Source organism: Pseudodesulfovibrio sp. JC047 (assembly GCF_010468615.1).
In the GTDB taxonomy this organism is placed as follows: Bacteria; Desulfobacterota; Desulfovibrionia; order Desulfovibrionales; family Desulfovibrionaceae; genus Pseudodesulfovibrio.
Genome location: NZ_WUEH01000005.1, coordinates 24,250 through 42,329, shown reverse-complemented (window position 1 = coordinate 42,329; position 18,080 = coordinate 24,250). Strand labels below are relative to the sequence as shown.

General features: G+C 52.3%; 15 protein-coding genes. All 15 read right to left on the bottom strand.

Annotation, left to right across the window (positions count from 1 at the left end; translation table 11 throughout):
- Position 1 precedes the first annotated feature (1 nt).
- The 15 genes from creB to GO013_RS04355 all read right to left on the bottom strand — a co-directional run bounded on the left by creB (position 2) and on the right by GO013_RS04355 (position 18,076).
- Positions 2-700, bottom strand: a complete 699-nt coding sequence (gene creB, locus GO013_RS04425; RefSeq protein ID WP_163808852.1) for a two-component system response regulator CreB — start codon at positions 698-700, stop codon at positions 2-4.
- 126 nt (positions 701-826) lie between these two features.
- A complete protein-coding gene (gene tpx / locus GO013_RS04420; RefSeq protein WP_163808851.1) occupies positions 827-1,345 on the bottom strand; it encodes a thiol peroxidase in 519 nt (172 codons plus the stop codon).
- Between the two features lie 202 nt (positions 1,346-1,547).
- Positions 1,548-3,998 carry a molybdopterin guanine dinucleotide-containing S/N-oxide reductase gene (locus tag GO013_RS04415; protein WP_203529383.1) on the bottom strand — a complete coding sequence of 817 codons (2,451 nt, stop codon included), beginning with the start codon at positions 3,996-3,998 and terminating at the stop codon, positions 1,548-1,550.
- Positions 3,999-4,021: 23 nt separating this feature from the next.
- Positions 4,022-4,684 carry a molecular chaperone TorD family protein gene (locus GO013_RS04410; protein WP_163808850.1) on the bottom strand — a complete coding sequence of 221 codons (663 nt, stop codon included), beginning with the start codon at positions 4,682-4,684 and terminating at the stop codon, positions 4,022-4,024.
- Positions 4,685-4,695: 11 nt separating this feature from the next.
- Positions 4,696-5,850 carry a NapC/NirT family cytochrome c gene (locus GO013_RS04405; protein ID WP_163808849.1) on the bottom strand — a complete coding sequence of 385 codons (1,155 nt, stop codon included), beginning with the start codon at positions 5,848-5,850 and terminating at the stop codon, positions 4,696-4,698.
- Between the two features lie 363 nt (positions 5,851-6,213).
- A complete protein-coding gene (locus tag GO013_RS04400) occupies positions 6,214-7,239 on the bottom strand; it encodes a 4Fe-4S binding protein (protein WP_163808848.1) in 1,026 nt (341 codons plus the stop codon).
- Between the two features lie 21 nt (positions 7,240-7,260).
- On the bottom strand, positions 7,261-7,896 hold the full coding sequence (locus GO013_RS04395) for a molecular chaperone TorD family protein (RefSeq protein WP_163808847.1): 636 nt from the start codon (positions 7,894-7,896) through the stop codon (positions 7,261-7,263).
- Between the two features lie 47 nt (positions 7,897-7,943).
- Positions 7,944-8,819, bottom strand: coding sequence for a DmsC/YnfH family molybdoenzyme membrane anchor subunit (locus GO013_RS04390; protein WP_163808846.1), 876 nt, complete (start codon positions 8,817-8,819; stop codon positions 7,944-7,946).
- Positions 8,820-8,821: 2 nt separating this feature from the next.
- Positions 8,822-9,442: a DMSO/selenate family reductase complex B subunit gene (locus GO013_RS04385; protein WP_163808845.1), complete on the bottom strand. Its 621-nt coding sequence runs from the start codon at positions 9,440-9,442 to the stop codon at positions 8,822-8,824.
- Positions 9,443-9,455: 13 nt separating this feature from the next.
- On the bottom strand, positions 9,456-11,894 hold the full coding sequence (locus GO013_RS04380) for a DMSO/selenate family reductase complex A subunit (protein ID WP_163808844.1): 2,439 nt from the start codon (positions 11,892-11,894) through the stop codon (positions 9,456-9,458).
- A 205-nt stretch (positions 11,895-12,099) separates the two neighbouring features.
- Positions 12,100-13,518: a sigma-54 dependent transcriptional regulator gene (locus GO013_RS04375; protein ID WP_163808843.1), complete on the bottom strand. Its 1,419-nt coding sequence runs from the start codon at positions 13,516-13,518 to the stop codon at positions 12,100-12,102.
- A 30-nt stretch (positions 13,519-13,548) separates the two neighbouring features.
- Entirely contained in the window at positions 13,549-16,023 is a 2,475-nt protein-coding gene (locus tag GO013_RS04370; RefSeq protein ID WP_163808842.1) for a transporter substrate-binding domain-containing protein, read from the bottom strand.
- Between the two features lie 530 nt (positions 16,024-16,553).
- Positions 16,554-16,934, bottom strand: a complete 381-nt coding sequence (locus GO013_RS04365) for a DUF4345 domain-containing protein (protein ID WP_163808841.1) — start codon at positions 16,932-16,934, stop codon at positions 16,554-16,556.
- 201 nt (positions 16,935-17,135) lie between these two features.
- Positions 17,136-17,579: a transcriptional repressor gene (locus GO013_RS04360; protein ID WP_163808840.1), complete on the bottom strand. Its 444-nt coding sequence runs from the start codon at positions 17,577-17,579 to the stop codon at positions 17,136-17,138.
- Between the two features lie 35 nt (positions 17,580-17,614).
- On the bottom strand, positions 17,615-18,076 hold the full coding sequence (locus GO013_RS04355; RefSeq protein ID WP_163808839.1) for a hypothetical protein: 462 nt from the start codon (positions 18,074-18,076) through the stop codon (positions 17,615-17,617).
- Positions 18,077-18,080 lie beyond the last annotated feature (4 nt).

Below are 18,080 nucleotides of genomic sequence, written 5' to 3'. Positions count from 1 at the left end.
TTCAGTCAACCTCAATGGAATAGCCGAAGCCACGCTTGGTCACGATAGGATCGGCATTGGGAAGGACCGCACGCAGCTTGGAGCGCAACGACTTGATGTGCGTATCAACGGCCCGCTCCAGACTGGTATCAGGCGACTCCCACGCCTGTTCCATGATCTGGGAACGACTGAATACCCGTCCAGGTTGAGAAAGAAGTGTGGAAAGCACCAGAAATTCCTGACGCGTCAAAGACAACTCTCTCCCGGCGCAAACCACGACCCCACTCGCTTCATGTACTTCAAAAAGCGACGCTGAATGAGCACCGGAAGCCCTTCCGCTTCCCATTGGTTCTCCATTGGTCCGGCGCAATATGGCCCGGACGCGAGCGACCAGTTCTCTCGGGCTGAAGGGTTTGGTCACATAATCGTCCCCACCGATTTCCAGCCCCATGACCCTATCAATCTCATCACTCTTGGCGGTCAGGAAAACGACTGGGACCAAAGACTCCACGCGCAACTCTCGGCATACGGCAAGCCCACTGATATCCGGCAGGCCAACATCCAGAATGATCAGGTCCGCACCATGCGCACGATAGTCCTCCAAACCTTCCCGTCCCAACACATGATGCCGAACGGCAAATCCTTCCTGCTGCAACGAGAACGAAACCGCATCCGCAATGGCCACCTCATCTTCAATCAATATAATCGTCTGTTGTGACATATGTTTTCATATACCCCAGGCAGAAACCAAGGTCCAGCGCACCAAAAAGGGACTGCGTTCATGATCCCAAAAAAAGTCCGCCTCCCCAGCAGGAAAGACGGACTCCTTTTTTTTGGGAACCGTTTTTTATCCGATGGCGGTACGGACAGCCTCGATGGCAGCCGCATAGTCGGGTTCTTCCGTAATCTCTTTCAGGTATTCGACGTATGCAACCTTGCCGTCACGCCCGACCACGAAAACGGCACGCGTCAACAACCGCAATTCCTTGATCAAGGTGCCCCACTGTTCGCCAAAGGACGCTTCGGCGTGATCGGAAAGCGTCTGCACGGCTTCAACACCGGCCGCACCGCACCAACGAGCCTGCGCAAATGGCAGGTCCATGCTGACGGTCAGGATTTTCACGGCATCACCCAAAGCGGCGGCCTCGGTATTGAAACGCCGGGTCTCCATATCGCACACCGGGGTATCCAACGAGGGAACTGCGGCAATGACAAGGACCTTCCCCGCATAATCGGCCAACGTCACCCGGGACAGGTCATTGGCGACCACAGCACAATCAGGGGCGGTATCCCCAACACGAATTTCAGGCCCGACAAGGGTCAATGGATTGCCCTGGAATGTAATCACTCCTGTACGTTCATTCATACTTTCTCCTTCATGAAACTGTTTTCATTTAAGTAATTATTATCACCTAGAAAACGGATATTCGTCAATACAAAAGAAAGACTCCCCGAAGAAAAACGGGGAGTCGAGAGAGGATGTGTCCACATTTCAGACGAAACATGGAGGAAAGGTCCACTCCAGGAGGTGACGGAATAGACCTTTCCAGTATTTTTATTCCACTGAGTTACATCGCGTTTTTCGGAGCCTCGAACACGGTGAGTTCAGGGAGTTTGCCCGTATATTTTTCCACCTGGACCAGGCTGGTGTTGCCATTCACGGCCTGAGCGAGTTTGGAACTGCCTTTATCAAGAGTCAACACGTTGGCACTTCCATAGGCGCACATGGAACCAGCCTTGCCGGGTTCGATGGGATCATACCATCCGCCCTCGCACAACCGGATGACACCCTGACGAAGGTTGTCCGTGACCACGGCACCGGCCAGAACCGCGCCACGATCATTGAAGACGCGAACCACTTCGCCGTCCTTGATACCACGAGCCGTGGCGTCTTCCTTGCTGATCCACACCGGCTCACGTCCCTGGACCGTGTACAGATCACGCAACGCCTTGACGTGATTCAACTGGGAATGGAGACGATGCCTCGGGTGCGAGGTCAACATGTGCAAGGGGTAGGTCTTGGCCTTTTCGCATCCCAACCACTCTGTCGGCTCTATCCACGAAGGATATGCCTTGCAATCGTCATAGCCCATCCTGGCAATGGCGTTGGAATAGATTTCGATCTTGCCGGACGGCGTTCCAAGTGGCTCAAGAAGCGGATCTTCCCGATAGTCGGTGTATCGAGTCCATGTCTTTGCGGACTCGGGAACCTCGAACTCAAGCGCCTCGCCCTTGTCCCAGAATTCCTTGAACGTCGGCATGGTCAAACCCTTGCGCTTGGCGTCTTTCATGGCCTGATTATAGAAGAATTCAAGCCATTGCTTGCCGCTCTTGCCTTCGGTGTATTGAGAGCCGATGCCGAGCTTGCCAGCAATGAAGGCAAACGCGTCGTAAGTCGGCTTGGACTCATACTGCGGCTTGATGGCGGGCTTCATGGGAATCAGGAAACGGCCATCTTCACTGGTGGTCATATCCATGCATTCCGCCGGGGTGGAAATGGGCAGGACAATGTCGGCCATGCGCGCGGTCGGCGTCCAGAACATTTCGTGAACGACAATGCATTCGGGTTTCTGCCATGCCCGTATGGCGGATTCCCGCTGGGGCTGACGGGTATGTGAATTGGCAAACCCGTTGTAAATCATTTTGATATCTGGATATTTGATCTTCCGGCCATTGTAGTCAATGATCTTTCCGGGATTGAGCAGCATATCGATATTCCGAGCGGTGGGAATCGGCGTGGGCGCGCCTTCCGGGGTCTTGCCTCCGGACATGCCAGGCACACTCGGCGCATTGGCAAACGGTGTTCCCTGATTCGAATAGAGATGACCGATACTGAAACCACCACCGGGCAACCCGATCTGTCCCAACATGCAGGCCAAGGTGACCAACATCCAATGCGGCTGTTCTCCATGATCAGCCCGCTGGATACCCCAACCACTCATCAGAATGGTACGGTTCTTGGCAAACACTTCCGCCAATTCACGCATGGTCTGTGCCGGGACACCACAGACGGATTCCGCCCATTCAGGAGTCTTCGGCTGACCGTCCGAGGTGCCGAGCAGGTAGGGAAGGAACTTGTCAAAACCGCTCGTATATTCATCCATGAAGGCTTGGTCTGTCAGGCCCTTTTCATGAATGGTGTACGCCACACCCAACATCATGGCGACATCGGTATTAGGTCGGGGAGCGATCCATTCACCACCCAATTCCTGGATGGATTCATTGCGCGTCGGGTCAATGAAAATCAACCGTTTGCCACGCTTCTTCAATTCCTTGAAACTCTCAATGCCCTTATGGGTCGGAGCAGGCCAGGAGATCCGTAACGTGTTCATGGGATTGCCACCCCAAACCACAACGACATCGGAATTCTCGATGATGACCGGCCACGATGTCTGCTGGCTGTATACTTCCATGTTACCAACGACATACGGCATGATGACCTGTGAGGCACCTGTGGAGTAATCGCCAACGGCACGAACAAAACCACCCATGAGGTTGGACAACCGGCTCATGCAGGCACCGGCAGCATTGACCTTGCCCAGCATGTACCAGCCACTCGGCGTGGAATAGACAGCGTCCTGACCATATTCTTTCGTGATACGGTGCAGATTGTCGGCGATCAACTCTCCGGCCTTGTCCCAACTCACACGCACAAACTCGCCCTTGCCTCGTTCGGATGTATCCGACAGACGACCATCCTTCAAAAAGCCCTTGCGAACCATGGGGTACTTGATCCGTGCGGGGGAATGGACATATCCCGGCATGTTGGTGGTCATCTCGTTGACAGAACTGTCCTTGGCGAACGGCTCGGACTTGACGATTTTTCCATTACTCGCATGGAGCTTGAAAATTCCCCAAAACGTGGCGCACGACCCCGCGTTCAGTTCCGGGGTTCCGGCCAATGCGGTCCCGAGCATGGATGGACCGAGCAACGAGGCCATTGCCCCGGCAGCGGCAAAAGAACCGATGAATTGACGGCGCGACATCCCGTGTCCGCTGTTCTGATGTGATTGAGTCACAGAAGTACCTCCTCGATACAAAGTTACGCAGCATCTGCTGCCTGAGTAGAATTCGGGGTGCCCGTGAATCCATCCGGCATGACTCGACGCGTCAAACCAGCCAATGCGGCATAAAAACCGCTTCGGTCATTCTGTTCACAGGCCCGTAAAAAATGGGGAAACCACGCATTGAGCTGATCAGACACCAAACGATCCCGATAGCCGAGCCAGGGACCATCCGGCTCTAACGCCATCTGTGTTTCGAGATAGCTCAAAAACTCCAACTGCACGCTCACATGATCAGCGGATTCGTCACTGTCCAGGGCCGGACCAAGTCCGCACCGAGCCATCAATGCCGCGCATGTCTCAATGCACGCCATCTGCGAACCGTCCGAAGCCTCGGACCAGTCGTGCCAATGCGTGGGGGCGGCCTTTGGACCACCCACACCATGAAACAACCACGAAAAGGCGGCCGCCAAATCAAGGGCAACATCTTCGGAAGATTGCGGACCCGTCAGCACACGACGCATGGTTTCGAGTTCCACGGCGTCGGGCACATCCTGCGTAATGACGGTGAATAGTTCACGACCTTCGCCGGTCCGATAGCTTTCCACATCCTCCACCGTCAGTTCCCGAGCAAACAATGCTGCTATCCATCGAAGAATCAATGGCCTGTTTCCAATCTTCTTCTCTGCTGTTTTCGACATGACACACCCCTTTATGAATGCGTTTCGCCGCTGATATCCGAGGCGCGCATCTGAAGATATTTCAAAAGAATACGATAGTTCGTCTTGCTCATGGACACCCGGTTTCCCATGGACTTGATACCACCAATCCACTGATTGGCCGTGAAATGCGAAGCCGGAGTCTGCGCATGACAGCCCCCACAGGTCGCCGCATGAAGCTCGCTGCCATAGGCATTGAGTCGATCGATATCCGCGAGAAATTCACCGCCCTTGATCCAGCAGTCGAATTCAGCCTCACGCCACAACTGCTCGGTCTCGGGGTCAACCATCGGCTCTCCTCCACGCACATGGTCCAGCACTCTTTTGCTCAAAGCCGCCGAGAAAATACGCCGTCCCTGCGCTTCACAAATAACCCGTTCAGCACCGATCTGTTGCCATCCTCTGACCCGGACCTTGGCCCAATCTCCCGAAGTTTCAAGTACTTCGAGACGTGTCAAAGGCAACAACCGCCCGGCCTTGGGACCGTCTTTTTCAAGGAAACAATTGGCAACGCTGATGGGATACACCGCGTCAGCGTCAAGATCGCCTTTTTGGGCCTCGGCCTGTATTTCCTCATACAAGGCCCTGAACCCCGCAGAAAGATCCGGCATGGTATGCGCAATGCCTTTGTGGCAATCAATGCACGTCTGTCCGTCTTTCAGTCCCTTTTGCATGGTTTCGACTGATTCCGGTTTTTTGAAGGCCGTAAAATCAAAGGCGGTGACACGATGACAGCTTCGACACTCGCGTGAATCACTCTCCTTGAAATCAGCCCACACACTCTTGGCCAGTCGCAATCTGTTTTTTTCAAATTTTTCAGGCGTATTAAGAGTTCCACGCATCCACCCAATCACCTCGGAAATAGAGGCCACTTTCCGGCGAACCATTGGTCCCAACTCCTCCGGCACATGGCAGGAGGCACATTGGGCACGAACCCCGGAAGGATTCTTGAAATGTTTTGACACCACATATTCGGGATACACCGTCTGTTCCATCACATGGCAGGACAAACAGAATCCATTGCCGTCATCTTCGCCTTTCGGCCCTGCCCCGACAGCGGCAGAAACAAGCAGCACTCCTCCCAGACATATTCCGGCAAGCAGCCACCACCGCCATCTGCCAATTCTGGCACCAAATCCAATTCCCATTCAAAACTCCTTCACGCATAACGCCGTGTCTTTGTTGTTGAATGGAATAAAAGCAAATCGAATACCATAGCATGAAATACATAAAATTGTTTTATATCAGACAGTTACAAACACAGGAAGTGCGCCGATTTTCCGATTTTTATGGAAAATTCCATCGATGTCGGATGCTTTTCCAAAATCGTTGGAAAAAGACGTTTGAAAAAAATCATGAAGGCATGGACCAGCAAACATCGACAGAAAATCCTCGCACAGACAGTTTGAAGACACGACGGCAGACCCCATTTCATATGAAAACAGGCACAAAAATATTTTTACAAGGAATATACAGACCAGATATATCGAAAAAGCCAGACAGGTACTCGATCAGGAAGATGTCACACCCAACACATGGGCACACACAGGGCAATACCCGTGAACCAACACCGTTGACGGAGCCTTGCACCGCTTGCAGACCGCGAGAGTCCCCAAATAGAGACAACGCGGCTGCGTTTCCCGCACACCTTCCCATGATCCGGGGAATCGGTGGAGACTATCGGTTCGACACGCCGAAAGACACAATCCGCAATCAATACATTTCACGGCGGCAAACCGGATTGAAACCCCGGTGTCATCCGTTTCGTATTCAAGAGCCCCCACCGGGCATATTCTGGAACAGGCTCCACATCCGGTACATGATGCGTCAATACGAATATCCGCATTTCGCACCCCGTCCGGCACGGGACCAGTGCAAGACAATCCACGGAGGAGCGTCTGCAATCGCCCTCGTCTGGAATCCGGAATCGACACACAAGCGGACACTGAGTTCGAGACCGTGGGATTGCGCTCTTCAGGGCGGACACGGAACAGGGAAAACATCCCCCGTCTCGACATGGTGTCTTTCGCGGATGAACCACCATTTTTCGCTGCATCGCACTGCAGCAGTGCCGCCATCTCGGGGAAGGTCTGCCGAAAATCTCGCAGGGTTTTCTTGAATAACCGACAGTGGTCACCTTTTTCACACCGGGCGCACGCTCCATGGACAAACCGAACCGGCCCCACACCGGCACAGGCCACGGCCAACAGCGCGTCAAATCCAATGGCGGAAAGACACCCATCCAGAGCAATGAGTCCGTCCGACACACAGGAAAGGGCAGTGCACCCCACTGTCACGGACTCCGCCGGACGGCTATCGCATACCGTTGTCACCAGCCGCTCGACCGCATCATGACGAACCGCTTCAACAGGACAAACTGACGCGCAAATACCGCAAGCAACACAGTGGGCCGTGTCGAGCGACACCCCCGCATCACAGATCATTGCCTGCACCGGACACACGTCGGCACACAGGGAGCACTCCCCGCCGACATGACGAAGACATGCAGTCTGTATCACATACGGTGACGATGGCACGATATCCCCTTGAGAGGCCCGTCAGCCCAGGATTCGAGGCAGGGAATCAGTCACGGCCTGGCACAATCCCGCCATGGACCGATAGTAGTCAGTGGAGGCCTTGGCCCGGATTTCCACGAGGCATTTTCCGGCCCACACACCAAAATGATCCTGATAAAATGCCCGGGCATCGGCAATGGTTGCCTCGGCCTTTTCCGTATCCCCTGCTTCCAAGGCATCGGCAGATACGGCACACAGCCGAGCCAGAAAATCCAATTCCAGACCAATATGGTCATCCGGTTCATTATTCAATTTGGGAGCCGCAACACCGTACTGGGCATAGGCTTCACGCACGGCAAAGGTGGGATCGCCGAAAAGTAATCGCTCCTTGGTCGTCCAAACAGATTCCCACACCGGCACGGCTATATCGGACAACACGAACAAGGCCGTGTAGTCTTCACGCAGGGCTGTCATTGCCTGCGCATCCACTCCAGCGATACAGGTACTCAATGTCGTCAGGCACGCCTTGCCTTCGGCAGACATCTCCATCGGCCATTGATCCAAAAACTGCTCATCGCGGACTTCCGTGATGAATTCCAACTCAGGCTCGTGCAAAAATACCCGACCCAAAAACGCGCACGCAATGGCCGCACCATAATACGAATCAATTCTTTCCATGATATTCCAAAGGCCCGGGAGGACATGCTCCCGGGCCGAATTTACTATTATAATCCAATACGCAAATACGTCCCGTAAAACACAAGCCGACCAACAACCTCACCGGCAAGGACCAAACCAAAGGAACACAAGCTCATATTGGTAATGGCATTCATCCCACCCGAGGCGATGATCCTGGAAACACCCCATGCGAACACGGCTGTTCCGATAAAGGTCAGGACAACACACCCCACGAACAGGAAAGTACCACCTGAAGTCAATATATTTATTCCGGAAATGCCCAAGCTATTTGACGCATCCATGGCGATCACGTCAAGCGGGATACCGACAGATTTCAATCCCAAGCCAAAAACGGCAGCAATAATGAAAGTCCCGGCGATGCGAGGAGACTCCTCTTTCACCAGCATCCCATCCCGATTGCTTTGAAACCCGTATAACGTTCCGCCAGCAATGGCCCCGAGAACCAGTGTTGTTCCATAAAAGCCCAGCATGGTCGAGACACTATCCCAGACCGGAACAGTCTGAAGCATGTACACTCTGGACATGACAAACACCGTGACCAATCCCAAAAGGCAGGCAATCAGAGCAAGCCCGTTTGCCTGAGTTTTTGGTGATTTGATCCGAACACCTGTCAGCAACACGACCGAGACAAAAAAACTGCCGGTCGCAAGGATTTCCCGGCTCAACCAGGAGGAGCCAGCATTGAGAATCGTATAGACACTGTGCATGGGGGTTCCAAGATGTCCAAGTGAACACAACAGGGAAACGCCAGTCACCAGGCTGATCGCTGGGAGCTGCCATGAAAACTGCTTTTCGGCCAGAGACGGCGAAAGCATTCGAGCGACTTCGGAAACCAGCAACATGCCAATCGCGGTTTGAACGAGGATGGTGAAAATGACCAGACTCCATTCATTAAAGAGCATTGTTACACCTCCTCCGGGTTTTGAATTGTCCCAAGATGCGATCCGGCGGGCTGCGCATTGCGATTCGCCGAAACAATAAGATTGGGATACGTTATTGACGGATCGGGCAACGGAGCCACCACTTGCGATGCACCATGTTTGGCAACCAGATCCTCATATTCGCCGAATTCGAGCGCACGAGTGGGACACGCCGCCACGCACGCCGGAGGTTTGCCCTGTTCCAGATAGTCACGACAGAAATCGCATTTTTCCATCTTGCCTTTCTTGGCGTTGTATTGCGGCGCGGAATACGGACATCCCCACTCGCAATACCGGCATCCCACGCACTTGTCATGATCGACACTGACAATTCCGTTCTCGTCCTTGTGCATGGCCGTTGTGGGACACGAACGGACACAAATGGGATTTTCACAATGATTACATGAGACCGACAGATAGTACGCAAAAACATTTTGTTCATATGCGCCGTTATTGTCTTTCATCCACTCGCCGCCGGCATACTCGGTGACACGTCTGAAAAGGACGCCATCAGGGAGATCATTCTTGTCCATGCAGGCGATCATGCACGTTTTACAGCCCGTACATGCTTCCATATCAAAATAAAAAGCAGGTCTTTTTATCATCAGTCACTCTTCCTTATGCCTTTTCGACCTGAACAAGGTTGGTGTGTTGGGGATTACCCTTGGCCAAGGGTGAAGGCCGAAGCGTCGTCAAAACATTTACGCAGCCCCCCTGATCGGCACCATCGGAACCGGGCGCAAACCACGCTCCCTCCGGCAGCGACAAGACTCCGGGCATGATACGAGGTGTCACCTTGGCGATGGTGTACACCACACCCCGATCATTAAACACCTTGACTTTGGCTCCGTGTTCAACACCGCGTTCCCCGGCATCCAAGGGGTTGATCCACAACTCCTGAGGAGCAACCTTTTTCAGCCAATCCACATTTCCATAGGTGGAATGTGTCCGCTGTTTGTAATGATGCCCGATCAGTTGCAAAGGAAAATCCTTTTTCAATGGATCAGCCACACCTTCCCAGGTGGGAGCATATTCGGGAAGGCCGGAAATCACATCGCCATCAGCAAGTTCCCATTCGTGGGCAATATCCCACAGCTGCTTGGAAAAAATCTCCAATTTGCCAGACGGGCTTTTCAAGGGATGTCCCTCGGGATCGTCCCTGAACTCCTTGTAGGGAACCGCTGGCAAACCAGGATTTTTCCGCTTGAACACACCCAACTTGAAAGCTTCCTTCAGTGTGGGAGGCAATTCGGGCAGTTGTTGACGCGATTGCTGATAGACAAAATCAACCCACTGTGCCCGGGTCCGACCTTCGGTGTATGTCTCTCCCGCGCCCAATCGTTTGGCGACTCCGGCACAGATGTCATAAATCGTCCGGCTTTCAAAAAGCGGCTCAATGACCTTTTCGGCAAAGACGACGTAGCCCATTTCCGAAGCAAACCCTTGCGGCGCAAAGTCATCTTCTTCAAGGTTGGACGTCGCAGGCAGCAGATAATCGGCAAAACGGGCACTGGGGGTCATGAAGTTGTCCACCACGACCACGGTTTCACATTTGCTGTCGTCCGCCAGAATTTCAGAAGTCCGATTACTGTCGGAATGTTGATTCACCAGACAGTTACCCGCGTAATTCCAAATGAACTTGATCGGTGCTTGCAAACGATCACGGCCACGCACACCATCTCTTTTCGCGGTCATTTCCGTGCCCCGCTCAATGGCATCTGTCCAGGTAAAACAGGAAATGGACGTCTTGACCGGATTTTCAAGGACAGGGAATGCGGCAAACGGAATACCGTATCCACTTTCACGAGCACCTGTATTACCGCCCTGAACACCAACATTTCCTGTCAAAATGGGAAGCATACTGATGGCACGACAGTTGTTCTCTCCATTGGCCTGCCGTTGGACCGACCAGCCCTGCGAGATATAACACGGCTCGGCCTGCCCTATTTCACGGGCCAACTGAACAATGCGACGAACGGGAATACCCGTAATTTTCGAAGCCCATTCAGGGGTCTTGGCCTGACCGTCTCGGCCTTTGCCAAGAATATATGATTTATAGGAATTTCCGGCAGGCACCCCGTCCGGCATGGAGGCTTCGTCATACCCGACCGTACACCGTTTGATGAAGTCATTATCAACAAGATTCTCGGTTATCATCACATAGGCCAATCCACAGACCAACGCCGCGTCAGTGCCCGGATGAATGGGAATCCACTCGTCCGCGAGGGTCGTCGCCGTATCCGTAAAACGGGGGTCAATGACGATAATTCGGGCATACCCTTTTTTTCTGGCCTCAATCACATCGTGAACAAGACCACCACCACTCATACGTGTGGCTGCGGGATTGTTGCCGAAAAAGACGACCAGTTTGCTGTTCACGATATCTGACAACAGGTTGCCCTTCACCCAGCCTTTCCCAAAGGTATAGGGAAGCGCCATATCAATCTGCGCATCACTATAGGTTCCATACTGATTCAAGTACCCGCCCAAACAATTCATGAGACGGGCCACAGGGGTCGAACCAGTGGGCCAGGATTTGGAAATGACAGCTCCGAGATTTCCTGTTCCATAGTTGAGATACACGGATTCATTACCGTGTTTCTTGATGGTATCGCCCAAACGTTGCGCAATACCATCCAACGCTTCATCCCATGAAATTCGTTCGAACTTTCCCTCGCCTCGTTTGCCAACCCGCTTCATGGGGTATTTCAAACGATCCGGGGCATAAATGCGATGTCGCATGGAACGGCCACGGAGACAGGCCCGAACCTGATGATCGCCATAGACATCAGTCCCGGTGTCGTCAGTCTCAACGCGAGTAACCACGCCGTCCTTGACTGAAGCCCGCAAGGCACACCGGCTTCCGCAGTTGACATTACAGGATGTCCAAACAACCTTGTCGGCAAACGGTTCCGCGCTCTCAACCGACCGCAAACCGTACAAAACGCCGGTTCCGGACACCGCGGTCACCCCACCAAGTGCGGCACTCCATTTCAGGAATTGACGTCTTCCAAACCCTCCCTGCACAGGGGGTTGCTCTGAATTTTTCTTTTTCATACATATCCTTACTCGTTTGACTGCGCGCAAAAGCACAGCGGATCTACTCTCATGGAACACCGAGTATCAACATCCATGCCATAGACAAACGTCTTTAAAAACAGTATATTAGAAAGATCAACCAAGAAAAGGTGATCCTGTATTCCGAAAATTCCGGAAAAAAGACAAAGAGATTTGGCCCCTCTCTCCACAAAGAGTGGAAACGCTACTCCTTTTCGATGCCGGATTGTTTGAGCTGATCGTACACACGACTTTTACGAAGTCCCGAAAGAGAGCAGGCCCGTTCGATATCCCAACAGGCGGCTTCCATCAGCCGAGAAAAGTACCATTTGTCGGCCTTTTCAAGGACATGATTTCGATATTCCTTGTAGGGGGGCAATGTCCCACACTGATCGTATGAGGTCTCGACATATCCCGATGCGGAAGAGGCGTCATCATTGGCGACAAGATCGTGCTTCAACATCGCGATCCGCAATCGTTCCGGCAGGTGATTCGCAAACAACTCAGTATGACCGTAGGCACTTATCATCGCATTTTCGAGGACATTGGTGAATTCACGAATATTCCCGGGCCAATCGTACCGAGAAAGGGCCTCCATGAAATCATCGGAAAACGTCTTGGGAGGAATCGCATTTTTATCACAGATGCGTTGGGCAAAATGTCGGGTCAATTCTTCAAAATCTTCCTTGCGCTCTCGGAGTGCGGGAAGCGTAATGCTCATGGCGCCGAGGCGATACCAAAGATCGCTACGGAAAAGGCCTTTTTGCACCATTTCATTCAAATCCCGATGTGTTGCAGCCACTAACCGGAAATTACTGGTGACTTCCTGACAGCCTCCGACCGGACGGTATTTCCGCTCTTGCAACACCCGCAGCAACTTTTTTTGCAACGGCAATGGCATCTCACCAATTTCATCCAAGAAGAGCGTGCCCCCGTTGGCTTCAAGGACAAGACCGCAACTGGCCCGATCCGCGCCGGTAAAGGCCCCTTTGACATGACCAAAGAGTGTACTTTCCAACAAATTTGCCGGAATCGATGCACAATCCACAATGATGAACGGTCCTCGGCTCCGTTTGCTATTCTCATGAAGCGCCCGGGCAAAAAGCTCCTTGCCTGTTCCGGTTTCCCCGGTGAGCAACAAACTGGCATCACTGTGTGCAGCCATTCCAAGACGTTCCAAAGCAAGGCTGATGGCCGGTCCGCTTCCAACAATGCCACACCGTTTCAATGACAATTGATTCGAACCTTCATTGCGCAGGGTATCCCGATATTTGAGCACCCGTTGCAGCGGCAGGAGAATTTTCTTGGGAGAAAGCGGCTTTTGCAGATAATCCCAGGCACCGTTCCGAATCGCCAGTTCCGCACCGTCGGGATCTCCAACGCCGGTGAGAATAATGACTTCAGGGGGAATCGGCAGTTCCCTGAGTTGCGGCAACATATCCAACCCACTGCCGTCCGGAAGCCGGATATCCAGAAAAACCACATCAAATTCTTCGGAAAGATTCTTCGCCAATCCTTCCTTCACACTCAATGCACATTCCGCTTCATGGCCGATATTCCGAACCAATTCCATGAGTGCGTCACAAATCAAACGATCATCATCTATCACCAGCACCTTGGCCATATATCAGCTCCTCATCCATGCATCACATTGCTATTCAACAAGATCCGGCCGCAGATACTTTCGCACGGCCAGTGCCAACATTTTCAAACTGATCGGTTTCTTGAGATATTCCATAATCCCGAGAGACGCAGCGGTACTCTCGTCAAAGCTCTGACTGTATCCGCTGCACAAAATGATCGGGACAGCGGGTTTGAGCGCAAGTATCCGTTTGGCAAGTTCGTCCCCGCTCAAACCGGGCATATTGTAATCCGTAATGACAAGATCAAATTTCTCCGGGGTGGCTTCGAATAAAGCCAAAGCCGCACGGCTGTTGGTTTCAGCATGGACCTTGTACCCAAGATTTGTCAGGAATTCCGAGCAGGAATGGACAAGTTCCTCTTCGTCATCCACAAACAGGATACACCCTGTTCCCTTGGAAATATCACCACCATTCCCCAGGCTGGCAGGCTGCTCCTCATGCCCCCTGCCAGCCGGGATGAAGACCTGAAAAGACGTTCCCTTCCCCACCGTACTTTTCACCAACACTTCGCCACCCCATGACTTCACAATGCCCTGCACCACCGAAAGGCCCAGCCCGGTCCCTTTTCCCGGTTTCTTCGTGGTAAAAAACGGATCGAAAATTCGCTCCATCACGGCTGGTTCAATACCGCCACCCGTGTCCCGGACTTCAAGGATCAGGTACGATCCCGGCTCAAGATTCTGTGCCCCGACCAGCGACGGGTTGACCCAACCAGATCGTAAGGACAGCGAGAGAGAGCCGCCCGCACCTTCCATCGAGTGCGCCGCATTCGTACACAGATTCATCAAGACCTGATGCATCTGTGTCGGATCGACCACCACCGTGGCTTCCGGAGATTCAATGGTATAGTCAATGGTGATAGCGGCCGAAAGCGATGATTGCAAAAACCGGACGGTCTCTTTCAAGATCGGTCCCACATTCAGAATCGCGGCTTCGTCATTGCTTTTTCGGGTGAATGTCAAAATCTGATTGACCAGATCACGTCCACGATATGCGGCCGCGAGAATGGCTCGGATCTTGGGGTACACGGCCTTGTCGGCATCCAGATGAAACATTTCAACCATCTCGCCATTGGCAATGATGACACCGAGTATATTATTGAAATCGTGGGCAATGCCTCCGGCAAGCGTTCCAAGGGCCTCCATGCGCTGGACCCGTTGCAACTGCCGCTCCTTCTCATGCAACGAAATTTCCGTGCGCTTGCGTTGCAGGGCTTCTTCAAAAGCGAACAGAACCTCAGCCAAGAGTGAAACCTCATTCGAAGTATACCGACCTTCGCTTCGAACGACCGCGATGATCTTCATGTTGGTTCCGGCGAGAATCTGAAGTGGCACCATGATGATATGCGGATACTTCTCGCACGCTTCCCCGATCGAGACATTCACGACATGACCAGCGGCCAAGTACTCCAGATGTTCGCTGTCCAACACGACATTTTCAAAATCAACACCATTACACTCAAGGCAATCCCCTTCTTCATCGGAGGCCAAAAGGACTGTGATGGACCCGGCGGACGCAACCTCTCCCAAAAATGCCCGCTTGCTCGACGACATGATCTTCGCCTCTTGCAAACACCGCAACATGACTTCCCGTTCGGTATGGCAGTCCAAAGCACCGAGCAAGACCGTGTTGATTGAACTCAACGCCATGGTCCGCTGGGCAACCTGCCGTTTCAAACTCCGGTTCCAGAACAGGACAAGCACAATGCCGCCAAAAATAATCCCGAGAAAACCCAACACTCCCAGCCAGAATGTCCAACTGGTCCACAGTGGCCGGTAATGCAGGGTCAACCATTTTTCTTCAATGGTCTTCCGTTCGTGCGGGAGAATCATGGCCAATCCCTTTCGCAAAATTTGCCCGACCATGGGCTGGCTTTTGAGTGAAGCAATCCGCAGATTAATGGTGTAACTGGAAATACCGGCGATTCGTAGATTGCTGATCCGCGCATTGGCGATGTATCGTGATGCCAGGGCCATGTCACAGATCAGGGCATCCACATCCCCCACCGCCAGGGAACGCAGCCCACCGATATACCCTCCGGCCATGGGGATGATGGTATAATCCCCCGGAAAATGTTTTTCGAGATACTCGATAAACTCTGGAGAAACGGTGACGCCGATCCGCATCCCGTCCAACTTCTCAAGTGATAGTTCTCCACGAAATTCTTTTCTGGTGATAATGGCTGCCGGAACAGTGACATACGGTTGAGTAAAGTCGAGGAACTCTCGCCGTTCATCCGTCATTTCCAACGCGGCGACAACCGAAATATCGGCCCGCTTGACCCCTTCCATGACCTCATCACGATTACGAAATCGAAGCGGTTTGAATTCCAACCCGGTCTTTTCATGGATCAATTGGATATAATCCGCGCTCAACCCCTGATATCCACCCTTTAACCCAAACTCTTCATACGGAGGATAATGCAGAGAAACTCCGAGTAAAACTTCTCTATTGTTCTCGACCCACTCCTGTTCTTCAGCAGTCAAAGTCGTCCGTCCCTCAAACCGGGAACATCCGGAAAATAAGGGCAGCAAAAGACACAGCCACCAACACACACGCCAAATATATCTCATCAGGGACCCGATCTTTGTCCTTTTCGTCCAATTATTTTCACTCTATAAACGGATATGAAAGATTAAATTTTCACCGTTCTTCAACGCCGTCCCAGCCTTGTATACCCAGCACTCAAAGCCCGTCAATTTGGCTCAAGAAAACGCAAAAAAGCCACAAGACCCATCCCAATCATCCCAGGATTCATGTGACAAATATTCTTTTGAAAATACAAGGATCATACCAAAATGGAATAGAAACTATATCAAGTATTCCTGGAGAGTAGAAAAAAGAATGGACCATGCACCTTTCGTTTTTCCAAAAAAAATGGAAAACGCACACGTTGGAGACGCTTTTTGTCCGTTTTTTCTGGAAAAGGCCATGACAAGAGACTTCCATCTTTCTCATGGGGAAAGAGGATGACCCGGCGGACACACGCAAATTCGACCAGTTCTCTAATGCGTTACTAATCTTTTCGCATCAACAACCACAGGCAAACAGGGATAAGCGCGCATTCCATCACGACATAAAGCATCAAGATCGGCGATGGCATCCCGTCAACAATGAGGCTGAGTATTCTCCCGGAGACGAGTCCCCCGCAGAACAGACAGAGAACGAGCACGCCAGCGTCCCGATAGCGGTCTGAAAAGGCGGCGAACAACCAGAATCCACCAAGAGCAAGATATAAGCCCATGACCGCCCGTAAAATATGTGCCTGATCCAGGCTCGGTGGCATGGAGCCAGACAGAAATGAGGCAAAAAACCACGCGGGGGAGACCCCATAAAAAACCGCGATAAGACTGATTGTTCCGCATGAAAGAATGAGAAGATACTTTTTCAACGGCATATGACGACTCCTTGAAGTGTATACAATGACACACCGTCCGGGACACACTGTCCCGAACCTATAGATCGCACCAGATGCAATCTATCATGAACCGGCACAAAAAGTCTTCGCCCTCACAAAAAAGAAGGACATCCCTTCCTCTCATCGAGAAAGTGGTGCCCTTCAAAATATCGTTGTCTTCGCCCCAAGAGGCCGGAACGTTTACCGGTTTCCCTGCCCCTGACACGCATCACACACACCATACAGATACATACGATGCTGCGAAAGCTGAAACCCATGCTCAGTTGCCACCTGCTCTTGCCGATCCTCAATAAGATCATCACAAATTTCCACATTCTTGCCGCAATGCACACAAATGAGATGGTCATGATGCTCATGCCCGTAAGCGTGCTCATACACAGCTCCGCCATCCCCCAGATCAAGGGCATCCGCCAAACCGGAATCAACCAGCAACTTGAGTGTCCGATACACCGTTGCCTGACCAATTTCCGGGGACTTCACTCTGACCAGAGCGTACAATTCCTCGGCAGAAAAATGTCCTTCCGTTTCCAAAAACGTCTCAACAATCACTCGACGTTGTGGCGTCATAGCCAGCCCGTTATCTCCAAGATACCCGGCAAATACGTGTTCTGCTGTTTCTGACATGAGAAAATACCAACTCACTTCACTTTCATACAGGGTTAAAATCCGACCGCAGACAGAATCCGGGCCGAGGCCACTCCACACACAATATGCTGCCGCGTATTCCGGGAAAGCTCTAGCGTCTCGACCAGATTCAAAGGCGCACTTTCATAGGCATTTTTCAACACCAGTTCAAAATCATGGCGAAGCCGTTCAAACGCGGCCTTCACATCCACGAACTCGTGCGTTTGCCCACGCCAGGGCAACGTCACCGACTCGGAAATTCGTTTGAGCTTGTGCGAAGGAGACATGAGCCGATACCACTCAAGCTGCCCTTCGCCCCGTTCGTCTTCGCCAGGATAGCAAAACGACCGCCACGCAGACGGCGGTTTGGCAATGGCCGAATCCACGACCACCTGCGGCACGGCGAGATCGACCTCAAACGATTCCAGTTCAATGGAATACTGAAGTACTGGGCGATGATTGCCTCTTTTTTTACTGATAGTCCATTCAATTTTCATCCTG